The organism is Barnesiella sp. CU968, from assembly GCF_905219685.1.
In the GTDB taxonomy this organism is placed as follows: domain Bacteria; phylum Bacteroidota; class Bacteroidia; order Bacteroidales; family Muribaculaceae; genus Lepagella; species Lepagella muris_A.
This window is the reverse complement of record NZ_CAJMXD010000044.1, coordinates 1-12599: the sequence shown is the minus strand read 5'-3', so window position 1 is coordinate 12599 and position 12599 is coordinate 1. Positions and strand designations below refer to the sequence as shown.

At 49.3% G+C, this 12599-nt stretch carries 7 protein-coding genes; 2 read left to right on the top strand and 5 right to left on the bottom strand.

Annotation, left to right across the window (positions count from 1 at the left end; translation table 11 throughout):
• Window positions 1-118 precede the first annotated feature (118 nt).
• Complete coding sequence (locus tag JX312_RS03300) at window positions 119-565, bottom strand: energy transducer TonB (protein WP_123406004.1); 447 nt, start codon at window positions 563-565, stop codon at window positions 119-121.
• A 194-nt stretch (window positions 566-759) separates the two neighbouring features.
• Between JX312_RS03300 and porQ the strand changes: the two genes are divergently transcribed.
• Together porQ and JX312_RS03290 are read left to right on the top strand one after the other, a co-directional pair.
• Window positions 760-1833 carry a type IX secretion system protein PorQ gene (porQ, locus tag JX312_RS03295; protein ID WP_204457064.1) on the top strand — a complete coding sequence of 358 codons (1074 nt, stop codon included), beginning with the start codon at window positions 760-762 and terminating at the stop codon, window positions 1831-1833.
• A 68-nt stretch (window positions 1834-1901) separates the two neighbouring features.
• Window positions 1902-2156 (top strand): hypothetical protein, encoded by a 255-nt coding sequence (locus JX312_RS03290; RefSeq protein ID WP_123406001.1) that lies wholly within the window; start codon window positions 1902-1904, stop codon window positions 2154-2156.
• 203 nt (window positions 2157-2359) lie between these two features.
• Here JX312_RS03290 and typA read toward each other — a convergent pair whose 3' ends face one another.
• The 4 genes from typA to rpsO form a co-directional block, all read right to left on the bottom strand.
• Window positions 2360-4159 (bottom strand): translational GTPase TypA, encoded by a 1800-nt coding sequence (typA, locus tag JX312_RS03285; protein ID WP_204457063.1) that lies wholly within the window; start codon window positions 4157-4159, stop codon window positions 2360-2362.
• 164 nt (window positions 4160-4323) lie between these two features.
• Window positions 4324-6639, bottom strand: a complete 2316-nt coding sequence (locus JX312_RS03280) for a BamA/TamA family outer membrane protein (RefSeq protein ID WP_239653789.1) — start codon at window positions 6637-6639, stop codon at window positions 4324-4326.
• Window positions 6640-11537: 4898 nt separating this feature from the next.
• Window positions 11538-11957, bottom strand: coding sequence for a VanZ family protein (locus JX312_RS03275; RefSeq protein ID WP_204457062.1), 420 nt, complete (start codon window positions 11955-11957; stop codon window positions 11538-11540).
• 77 nt (window positions 11958-12034) lie between these two features.
• The gene (rpsO, locus tag JX312_RS03270; RefSeq protein WP_123405995.1) at window positions 12035-12310 is read right to left on the bottom strand and encodes a 30S ribosomal protein S15; all 276 of its coding nucleotides are present in this window, start codon (window positions 12308-12310) and stop codon (window positions 12035-12037) included.
• Between the last annotated feature and the right edge of the window lie 289 nt (window positions 12311-12599).

Sequence of the window (12599 nt, the reverse complement as noted above, 5' to 3'; positions counted from 1 at the left end):
GTATTCAGGATGACTATCCTGCATGCCAACCGGATAACAGATACGGCGGAGTTTTAAAACTCCGCCGTATCTGTTATCCGGTTGGCATATTCATCCGTGCCTGTGTCTGCGGCAACTGTCATTTTCTGAAAGGCACCGACCAGATTACCCTGACAGGCACAAGTTGCCCTTCGTGCATGCCCGGAGTCCATTCCGGCATCTTGCTCATAATCCTTATCGCCTCCTGGTTAAGGGAATGTTCAACACCTTTGAGAATGGAGATATGGCTTACGGAACCATCGGTATTGACAACAAACGAACATGTAACCCTGCCCTGTATCCCTTTTTTATATGCCTCGGCAGGATACTGCCTGTTTTCATTTATAAATGCCACAAGCTTGGCGTCACCGCCGGGAAAACTCGGTTTTTTCTTCACATAATCATATTCGTACACCTCCATGTAGACTTTGGCTCCGGAGGCACCGTTGCCAGCCTTGACACGGCATGTCTGCGCATTGCATTCTCCCGCCCACATCAGCGATATAAAACCAAACAAAAGCGATATATATAGATGGATTCGTGTCATTCAGTTTAAATTTGCGTGAAATGTATATTATTCGGATGCAAATTTAAAATGTTAGCTTCAATAAATCAACCGCCATACACTTAAATATCGTTAATAATTTTTAAACGGATGCCGAAGACGCGGCATATCATGAAACGCTGTTCAGCATCCGGACATCCCGTAACGAGACACCGAAAGACGTTTCATCGGTAAATATGGCGGAAGATTATACGAAGAAAGAGGGTTTTGACGTTAATAGAAAGATGAAATCCGCGGACAAACTGAAAATATACGCTACCGCACTGATTGCTTCGGGACTGTCTTTTACGGCAGGAGCCCAGCTGACGTCTTCCGGTTATGGCTTTCTTGACATACCGGTATCTTCACATGTGCACGCTCTGGGCGGGGTAAACAGCGCGATAATCGACAATGACATCATGCTCGTTGACCAGAATCCGGCTCTGCTGGGTCCGGAAATCGGAACGCAGGCTGCCGTTTCATATATGCACTATATCGGTTCCGGAAATTTCGGCGGTGCTCGTTTCGGGATGCCGGCAGGAGAGCGCGGAGCATGGGCGGCAGGCATTCGTTATCTCAACTATGGTGCGTTCGACGGATACATGTCCGACGGAACAGCCACTGGATCTTTCACTCCTGCCGACATCGTGTTTGAAGGTTCATATTCACATGACATCACCGACAGACTCCGTGGCGGCATAAACTACCGCATGATATACAGCAATTACGAGCAGTACAATGCATTCGCAATGGCTGTGGATCTGGGCATAAACTATTATAACGAGGAGAAAGACCTCTCTTTTTCCGCCGTGCTCACCAATATGGGAGGACAGATAAAACGTTTCGACTCGGAATATAACCGCCTGCCGTTTGATTTCCGTCTCGGTTACATGCAGACAATCGGATCGTCTCCTTTCCAGATCTCTATAAACGCCTGGCATCTGACACGCTGGAAACTTCCCTATTATTCACACGACAAAAACGATACGGAAAAGAGACAGGAGATAAAATCAGGCTTTTTCTCGGATCTGTTCAGGCATCTTGTGTTCGGTCTGCAATATTCTCCATCCGAACGCTTCTATCTCGGCATAGGATATAACTACAAGACGAGAACGGACATGTCGGCATATCAACGGAATTTTCTGTCAGGATTCACCCTTGGCGGCGGCATACGCGTGCGAAGCTTCGGCTTCGGCGTCTCCTATGCGATGCCTCACAAATCAGCTTCAACGCTGATGCTCAACCTTAACTGGATTATCCGGGAATTTTAAACAGTTTATAAAAACTTTTTACATACCCCTGTTGTTTATTTAGTAAATAAACAGAAATCGTTAAGGTTATGGATACGAAGGAAAAACACATCAGGGAAAACGAATCCGAACTCAAAAGAGAGATTCGTGAAGCACGCGAAGGCTATGTCAATCCCATGGCAGAAGGTCTCAAAGCCAATGGCAAGATACGGAAAAACAATAGTACAAGAAAAACCAACCGTCTCTGGTTGTGGCTCGGCATACTTATACTGATCTTTATCCTCATATGGTGGCTCTTCTCTATAGGTACGTTCAATGATCTCATAGGCACTGCCAACGGATAATCACAGACACCCACACCCGGCCATTCATGGTTCTTATAAAGGGCGCTTTTTTTCAGATGGACCGGGAAAACGAAGACCTCAGGAACACTCCCGAGGTCTTTTTTAATTTATATTTATAACGAGACGTTCTCTCAAAGGGGCTTCGCGCCTACCGGAGCCGAACGCCTTTCTTGTCTTTATAACGTCTCGTATCTGCCTATGGTTCAACTGCGGCTTGCACGCTTACGCTCGTTCTCATCAAGAATAACCTTTCTCAGACGGATATGGTTGGGGGTTACCTCAACATACTCGTCTTCCTTGATATATTCGAGTGCCTCCTCAAGAGAGAAGACAACCGGGGGAACGATGCGAGCCTTGTCGTCAGCACCCGACGCACGCATGTTTGTAAGTTTCTTCGACTTCGTGACGTTGACTACAATGTCGTTCTCTTTGGCGTTCTCGCCCACGACCTGACCGGCATACACATCTTCCTGCGGGAAAATGAAGAAACGGCCGCGGTCCTGAAGCTTGTCGATGGCGTAGGCGTAGGCTGTGCCCGCCTCCATCGCTATCAGTGAACCGTTTGTGCGACGCTCTATATCACCCTTCCACGGCTGATACTCAAGGAAACGGTGAGCCATGATGGCTTCTCCGGCTGTAGCGGTAAGCACATTGTTGCGCAAGCCGATGATGCCGCGCGAGGGTATATGGAATTCGATGTCTATGCGGTCGTTGCGGGTATCCATCGATATGATATCCCCCTTGCGGCGGGTGACCATATCCACGACCTTCGATGAATATTTTTCAGGAACGTTGATTGACAATGCCTCGATCGGCTCGCATTTCTTGCCATCGATTTCCCGAATGATGACCTGCGGCTGACCGACCTGCAGCTCATATCCCTCGCGGCGCATCGTCTCTATCAGAATAGAAAGATGCAGCACTCCGCGTCCGAACACAGTCCATTTGTCTTCATTCACGCTTTTCTCCACTCTTAGCGCAAGGTTTCTGTCAAGCTCTTTCTCAAGACGGTCGTTGATATGGCGTGATGTCACGAATTTGCCGTCTTTACCGAAAAACGGCGAGTCATTGATTGCAAATGTCATCGACATAGTAGGCTCGTCGATTGCGATACGCGGCAACGGTTCCGGATTGTCAAAAAGAGTGAGGGTGTCTCCGATCTCGAAGTTGTCGAGACCTACAATGGCGCAGATGTCGCCGCTTGACACTTCCTGAACCTTCTTGCGCCCCATGCCTTCGAACGTGTGGAGTTCTTTGACCCGCTGGCGCGTCACTGTGCCGTCTTTCTTGCAGAGACCGAGTTCCTGTCCTTCGCGGATTGTGCCTCTGTGCACGCGTCCCACTGCGATACGTCCCACATAATTGCTGAAGTCAAGACTTGTGATGAGCATCTGCGGATCGCCCTCAAGCTGTGTGGGAGCCGGGATATTGTCGATTATCGCATCAAGCACCGCGGTGATGTCCTCTTTAGGCTCACGCCAGTCCGCCGACATCCAGTTCTGCTTCGCCGAACCGTATATCGTAGGAAAATCAAGCTGGTCTTCCGTAGCGTCGAGATTGAACATCAGGTCGAAAACCATTTCATTCACTTCATCGGGACGACAGTTCGGCTTGTCAACCTTGTTTACCACAACAACCGGCTTCAGACCCATCTGAATAGCTTTCTGCAGCACGAAACGAGTCTGTGGCATCGGTCCCTCGAATGCATCTACAAGCAGCAGACAGCCGTCTGCCATATTGAGCACACGCTCCACCTCTCCTCCGAAATCCGCGTGTCCGGGAGTGTCTATGATATTGATCTTCGTGCCCTTATAATTGATTGATACGTTTTTAGAAAGGATTGTTATGCCGCGCTCGCGCTCCAGATCGTTATTGTCGAGAATTAACTCTCCGGCATTCTGGTTCTCTCTGAAGAGATGACCGGCAAGAAGCATCTTGTCTACAAGTGTCGTTTTGCCATGGTCGACATGCGCGATTATCGCGATATTTCTTATATTCTGCATACCTTTGTTTGTTTCAGTCTGCAAAATTACAAAAAAATCCCCTACTTCATGTTATAAAACATAATTTATTTCACTTGATTCATTCTTGTTACACGTCCGTATACACGTTTCATACCCCTTTGCGCACATTATCGAAACCTATCTCAGGCAACCCTGCCACCCTGTCAGAAAGGATAGCCGATTGCCAGATGGAAGGCGAATGCCTTCTTGAAGGCGATGTTGAAATAATGGTTCGTGCCGTTGTAATACGGGGCGTGGAGACCATAGCCGAGATCACCGCGAAGCACAAGCATCCCGATGTCGACTCGCAGTCCGACTCCGGTGCCGAGCGCGAGATCCCGCAAAAAAGTCTTGCCGCACAGTTTGCCTCCGGGGCGTGCCGGATCATTCTCGAGAAGCCAGATATTGCCGGCATCCAGGAATACGGCACCGTGCAAGATACTGACTATCGGGAACCGGTATTCGGTGTTCAATTCCAGTTTGAATGTTCCTGTCTGGTCGAAATACCCGTTCTGCATGTTTGTTGGCGGGCGGTAACTTCCCGGTCCGAGCGACCTCACGGTGAAAGCCCTTATAGAGTTTGCCCCTCCTATATAAAACTGCTCGGAATAAGGCACTACCTTTGAATTGCCGTATGCATGCGCGGCACCTATGAGGACTCGCGATACGAGCCATTGGTCTGTGCCTCTGACAAGACGCCGGCTATACACAAGCTGCGCCTGTCCTTTGACAAACTGAGAGAAGGGTGTGCCGAAAAGATGCTTCTCCCCTTTCACTCCGCAAAGGCTGTAGATGCCGTCAAACACGTTGCCCGCCTCAGTCACGGTGGCGGTGAAATTGATTCCGTTGATTTTTTCTCGTTCGAGAAACTTGTCGAGCGTGTAAGTGTAGCTCATCTGAGGAATATACTGGCTCTGGAAGCTCAGTGCCACAGCCGGATTCGCTGCCATTACCGAGTCAAACGCCTCTGTGGTGTGCATGAGCTTGTTGTAGGTGAGTTTGAACAGTGTAAGCTGGTTGAGGACATTGCGCGACGGATGCCATTCATAGTTGATTCCGGCATGGAAATCAGCTAATTTGAAATAATGCGGACGGTTCATGATATCCATTCCAAGAGAGATTGTGGTCCAGTTCAGCTCTCTGTCGGTGCGGCGTATGAACCGTGGAGCCAGAAGTCGCGGGAAGGCGAGAGAACCGGTGACACCGAATTCGTAACTGTTGAAGATGCTTCCGCGGTTGCGTCCGGTCTGCCATTCATAATTGGCATTGAACTGCACCGATAGTTTCTCCCCTCCGCCGAAAGTGTTGTTGTTGGTGACTCCGAGCACAAGACCGGGACCAAGATAAGAATTGGACTTATATGCCACGTTGGCTTCAAGCGTGGCTTCCATCGGGCGGTCGAACTGGCATGTTATGTACAAATCAAGACGGGGATCGACCGATGACGTGTCTGCAGGCACCGCCTGCATCTGGATATTACTGAACATGCCGAGACGAGAGAGTCTTTCCTGCGTGCGGTCCATGTTCCACACCGAGAAGATGCGCCCTTTGCGGAATGTTATGCAAGAGGGTATCACATTCTTTCGCAGCTTTGCAGGACGATACACAATAAGCTTTCCCTTGTCGGTCTCGATGGTGTCGGGAACGCCCGGATTCTTCGTGCTTCGTCTGAGCACGTAGGTATACACATCCCCTACCCTGTATTGCCGGCGTGCGAGCTCCGGAACATTATCGGCAAGAGATACGCGCAATGCCACCGCATGCGGTGTTATAAGGCTGTCGGCAAGATACTCTATATATTCGGGTCTGAAATAATAATATCCAAGATTTCGGAGTGTATTGGCGATCTTTGTGCGCACAACCTCAAGTGAATCCACACAGAAACGTTCACCTTTGACCAGATATTTGCTCCGCTTGGAGATCGTGTCTATGAGAAATCCGAGTTTTGTTCCGTCGTTTATGTACTGTATACTGTCGATCAGATATGGTTCAGGAAGTTTTGCGTCATATATAACCTTCGCCTTTTTCGGATTCTTTCCGCTTTTCAGGGAATAAGACACTCTTGAACCGAAATAGCCGTTGTTGTCGAGTATGGATTCAAGCATCTTGACACGCACTTCCGGACGGGCGTCACTCACGAGGACGGGCTGCTCGGCAAGTTTTTTGTATATCCATCCTTTTAACCCTTTGGCTGAGTCGTTCATGTGGTTGTAAGCCCACAGTCCTATGGGGAAAGGATTGCGGATATAGGGAGATATGAACGGCCAGGGATTGTTGGGTCTCACATTTACGGCTTTCTGCATGTCTGACACCATCTCCCCCGGAGCCTTGTCTCCGGCGGCGGGAGAGACATTAAGTTTCATTCCGTTATACAGTATCTCGCCATCCTCAAGTTTCGATGTGGTGGAGCATCCCGAAACGATGAAGACCAGTACAAGAGCCGTCAGAACAGGAATATGCATCGGCTTTATATTTTTCATATATGTTTTCTTCTTATTAATCATCATCCTCTTTTCTGATCTTTACATTGCCGGTTGCGGCCGTATCCTTATCCTCACGCAAGATTGTGTCGCCGACGGCGGTTGTGTCGGGATTCTCTTTTTTCCGTCCGTGCCTTATCCGGAAAAGATGAAGCAGATTGTTAAGCTTGCGTTTCATCACGAATCCGGCTCCCGTCTCGGTGATCTCTCCTTCGAGAATACTCTCGAATCCGGTATGCCGGAACAGTTTTACCGACATATTCACGGTTTCCGTCTGCTTGAGTATGTATTCGGCGGAAATGTCGCTTATAAGGTTCTGGCTGAGATTCTCGTCGGCGGAGGCGTCTGTGGAATAATTTCCTCCGACCTGGATCTTGAACCTGTTGTTGAAAAGGGATTTCGACACCTGGTAGCTGTAGCTCATCTGCGTGCTGTTAGAACCATCCTGTGTCCTGTCGTACTGGTCTACACCGAAAGAGAGATCTACGCCGCGAATATTCTGCGCCGCCCAGTTGTTGATGGTGGATGCCAGATAACCGTACAACATACCTGTGCTGAAACCCGGTGTGCCCATCTTGGTGCCTGAACCCGTATAATGACCGGTAAGGACAAGATTCATTGCCGTTGTCTGCCTTTGGTCTGCACTCATCGACTGCAGTTCGTTCTTGATGCTCGCGTCATCCTCGGTCGACATGTCAAAACTGATTTTCGGAGCATTGAGATTTCCTCCCGCCATCAGTGTCACGAGGAAATTGACCAGCCTGCTGCCTGACCCTTCCGTCACGTTAGTCTTGATATTGTCTGTGGCTACTATGTCAAGTTTCGGATTCATTATGTCTCCTGCCCAGGTCACATGGCTCGATGGCTTGAATGTGAATGTCTTCTCTCCCACCAGCGGAAGGCTGTAGCGGGCAAAACCGTTGCCCAGCGTCAGGACTCCGTTGAGACGCATGTCACCCATGTAGTTCTGGAAATAGTTAAGAGTACCGGAGGGCTGCAGTTGCACGCGGTCCCGGCTACTGGTGGAAAGCAGCACCGTCGCCTGCGTTCCGGGAGATATTGTCAGTCCGGCTCTGATTCGCATGGTCGATGTCGGTGCTACGGAATCCGCACCGGCAACCTGAGTGGTGTCATTGAAATTCACGAATTTGACAACGTCATCGGTCGTACCGCCCGATAGCCCCGATTGCACTGTGTTAAGACGATATGTCACATCGGATGTGCCGAGAATATTTAGCTTGGCTTTTATATCCATAAGGTTTGTGGAACCTTTGACAGTACCGTCGAGATTTATGAACAGTTTTCCGAAAAGGTCTGCTTTCGAACGGCTGTCGCTCTTCACGAGCTGGCAATTGCCGGCAGTAATCCCGAGGTCAAGAAGTATGTTGCCTAACGATTGGGCGTTTACAGAGCCATCAATAGTCAAGGGATTGTCATTTGCCCCGTAGATATCGAATTTGTCGAAATCTATGACACTGCTCCGCACTGTCACCGGGACAGTGTCGAAACTAAGCTTGCATCCTGCCATGGGGATATAGACCGAAGCATCCGCAAATGAGATGTTCCCGTTAAATATCGGTTTTGAGAAAGTTCCGTCCATCCTCATTTCTCCGTTGAGGTTTCCAGAAAGAGTCGCCATGTTGTCAAGGAAAGGATTGGCGAGTTTCAACGGGAATTCCGTCAGGCGCACTCCTATGCTGTCAGGGGTCATTCCGGCTGTTGAGTCTTTGCGGACATTGGCATATGCTGCAATTGCCGGTTCGCCGTTTATCAGCATGGCGGCGTTAACATCCGTACTGCCATCGTGCGCCATCCCGGCATCAAGTTTCAGGTCGAAGTCTCCGAGATCATTTTTCGCATAGGTCAGCTTGCGGATGCCGAGTGTGCCCTTGCCTGAGAGCGTTGAGCCGTCATAGAGCACATGAAGATCGGAATTGACAGAGCCGGTCACCGGCAGAGCGAGCAACGACATGCTCAGGAAGTCTTCGATCTTGATATTCTCGAGTTTCATATGAAGTTCGTCAAGACCTGAAGACACGGGCTGAGTCTGAAGAAGAATGCTGCTTTCGTCACTGCTCGCCTGCAGATTCGCCTCGACTTTCATATTGTGGATATTGTAGTCGATGAAGTTGTCATCATTAAGAGTCCAGGGCAGATATGCGATTGTGGACTTCAACGGCGTGAAGTGGACCGAGACCACGGAATCCTGCAACGCTGCTGTAAGACCGATTCTATAACCCGTCTTTCCTTGAAGATTGCGCTGAGTAAGAAAAGCACCAAGACGGTTTGAGCCTAAATAACCGTTGAGGTTCACTTGCGCGAACTCATCCATGGTGCCGGGACGGTTGCCCATGTGTATCCTGTAGTCAAGCAGACTGCGCCGTTCGGAAAGCAAGAGTCCGATGGTATCTATCTCAATAGAGCCTGAAGTCAGATGTCTCAGCCTCAGGTCTCCGTGAAAGAGCGAATCTTTCTGTAACGAGCCGTAGACAGTGTCAAGACTCATACCCGCCGGAACCATGAACTGGTTGAGAAGACCGCGCCCCGAGGCATTGAAAGACAGGGTGAAGGGAGGAAGAGCCGCGCTGAGCGCATCCATGCGCAGATCACGGGTTTTGACCTGTGCCATTATCTCATCCGATACCTTGGTCATGGCTTCCACAAGCATCTTCAGTCCTTCAGGACTCCGGAAAGCCAGCGATGTCATATAGGAATCGACATCGGCGGATGTTGCGTTTTCCGTGGCTTCGACACGAGCCGTGAGCCCCCCTGGCAAATGTATATACTGATTTGGCAGATTCCAGTCGAAATCCACGAGTTTAATGTCTGCGGAATAAAGCCAGCGGTCAGGACTGGCGGTGCCGCTGATATATATAGTTCCCTTTCCGTTGTTCATCTCGGGTGACATGCCCAGTTTCCGAAGGTCAAGATCCCGGATACGGGCGGCGATGTCGAACACATAATCATCAGGGTGTATTGAACCGTTGCCTTCGAGTTCAAGATTCAACCCATCGTTGGCTGAGACCGCATATATATCGAAGTTATTGTCAGGATGCAGAATCACATCGGCACGTATGTTTCTGTATTCGCGCTTGTTATATTCCATTGAATTGATCCGGACTCTTGCATCCGTGACTGCGCTTCCGCTCAGAGGATTGAAGCCTGCGCCTTCCGCCTGCACCTCCGCCGTCACACTGCCGATTCCGAGCGATGGCACGAACTCACCCACGTTAAGACCTTCAACTTCAACGTTTATGCTGTATTTTTCGGAATTCATGCCTACATGACCTGTGCCCGCGGCATTCCCCGCAGTACTTGTCAGCGTAAAGTCGGCGCCATAATTCTCCCTCTCCGCCGTGGCTGTTCCTGCCAGATGAAAAGCCGGTACTTTTATTCCGGAGTCTCCCATAAATCTGTCTACAAGACGCGGATCGGAAAGATTACCGTCAAACTCCAGTTCCGCCTCCATCTTCTTTATGTCAAGAGGATTGTCGGCATATCCGGAGGCATGCAGCGACAGGACATCGCGCAGACTTGCCTCCAGATTGCTTATTTCCACAGATTCGAGCGAGCCCTCNGCTTTCAGTTCCACATCAAGCGGATTGCGACCNGGCAGCATCGATGTGTATTCTTTAAACGCAGGCATAAAGGAATCTATGTCGGGCATACCGATACGGGCATCCACATTCACGTTGACAGGAGCCTGCGGTTTGAGTTCCATAAGTGCGAAAGGGACATCGGCATCTCCTCTGACGTAGGAATAAAGTGTGGCTATATCAAGATTCTTAAGCGCCAGACCGGTGGAATCTACATTAACACTCCCCTTGCCGCTTACAATCTGCAGACCGCTGCGTTCCTTCGCCTGAAGACGCGTGATCGGCAGTCTTACAGTCGATGACTCGTTATAGAAATCCTTCATCCCGAGTGCGATCTCCGAAACATCTATGTATGACGCATCGAAGCCGGGTTGCGGTGTAGCGCCTTTCATGGCATATATGAAACTGAAACCGTCAAGAGAGATGGAATCACCCTTGATCTGCATGGGCGGACCGGACGAGGGCTCTGATTCGGGAGCCGGATGCGCGGCTACCCACTCGGGGGTCGGAGTGTAATATGCGCCGGAACCGTCGGCTACAGATGCAAGTGACCAGCGGACACTATTTTTGCTGAGATCAACGACTCCCCGCTTAAGGTTTATATCAGCCGCCCTGAGATAAAGGGTGTCGATTGTCGGAAGCATAGACATGGCAAACGAAAAGTTTTCAAGCCTGAGATCATTCGCTTTTATTAGAAACGGAGTAGAGGAAGAGGAATCCTTAGGTGCAGGCTTCTGTTTCCATACATTCATATATAGCTTGAGATCACCGTCGCGAAGCAATGCCTTGTTCAGACTTATCTCGCCGCTTGACATATTTGCCGAACTTTTGTCATCCACATCGAGCAGACCGGCAGAGACCTGCATTATCATGGAGGAATCTGGCGAGACCATGCGGTAATAGCCTTCTTCGAGCATAAGCCGTTTTATCCTCACGTCAAGACGCAAAAGCGGCAGCAGCTTCACATCGGCAATGACTTTTTTAGCCCTGACCATCGTGTCGGCGTGCTGATCGAGAACCACAACACTGTCAAGACTCACATCGAGAGGAAAACTGAGTCTGAACCTCCCTATGTCAACCTTCATCCCCGTGGATTTATATACAAATTTGCAGGCTATGTTCTTAACAGCCGTCTGCACCGGCGGAATATACAAAAGCACGGGCAACAACATAATCACCACCAATACGCAAGCCAGAGTCTTAAGCGTGCGTCTCAGCCATGTCGGTCTGACGAGATGCCTTTTCGGAGGCTTCCCGGAGCTGACCTGCGGATCTGTATGTGATTCCTGCGTCTGAGTCTGTTCAGGATTTTTGTTTTCTTCCATGTGGGAATCGTGTGAATAAGTACCAAAGCAATGCGGCTGCAACCGCACCGGCAGCATCTGCCAGCATGTCGTAAAAATCGTAAGAACGTCCCAGATCCATCTCTCTTTGCAGCAGTTCGATCACAACACCGAAGAGTGTGGAGATAGACGCCGCCATTATAACTGACAATACGGAAAGCCTGTGCCAGCCGCGTGAACGCGAACAGTCGGTGAGGATCATGAGCGCGAGACCGCCGAACATTATGGCATGAACCACTTTGTCTGCGCCGGGAAACAATTCCGGCTTCATATCGCCTAACGGACGGGGAACAAGCGTGAGCCACAGGATGGCTGCCACTGTCACTGCCGTCAGAAGCCATGAAGGCAATTTCTCTATTATACGCCGCGCTTTATCCATTATTGTCAATTATGTTAATATAACAAAAAAGCAAAGGATTTTCTCCTCTGCTTTTAAATTTCTCTGAAATTGCAGAATTATTTTCTGATTCCAAGCTCTTTCTTTGCGATGATCGCGCGATAACGGTTGATGTCTTTGCGGATCAGGTAATCAAGAAGGCTACGACGCTGACCAACGAGAGCCTTGAGGGCACGTGCGGTTGTGAAGTCCTTGTGATTCTCTTTGAGGTGCTCGGTAAGATGCTTGATACGGATTGAGAAAAGCGCAATCTGGCTTTCGGGGCTGCCTGTGTCTGTAGGACCCTGTCCGTAAGTCTCGAAAATGTGTTTCTTTTCTTCTGCTGAAAGATGCATGATTGAGAGAATTTAAAAAATTAATAATTGTTTGGGACTTTTCTTTGAAAAGCCGCTGCCGGGGCTCTCTCAGCCCTTACCGGCCACTTTTCTCGAAAAGCGCTGCAAAATTACAAAAATATTCCATAACTGCAAAATTTAACACCGTTCAATTTGCTGATGATAATAAATTTTATTAATTTTGCATCGCATTTTTCCGCCAAGGCTCGAAAAGTGAGGCTTAGAAGAGCCTCCGCCCAACGGATTCATTTATAATTCAATAGTTTAAATGTACGCTATCGTAGAAAAT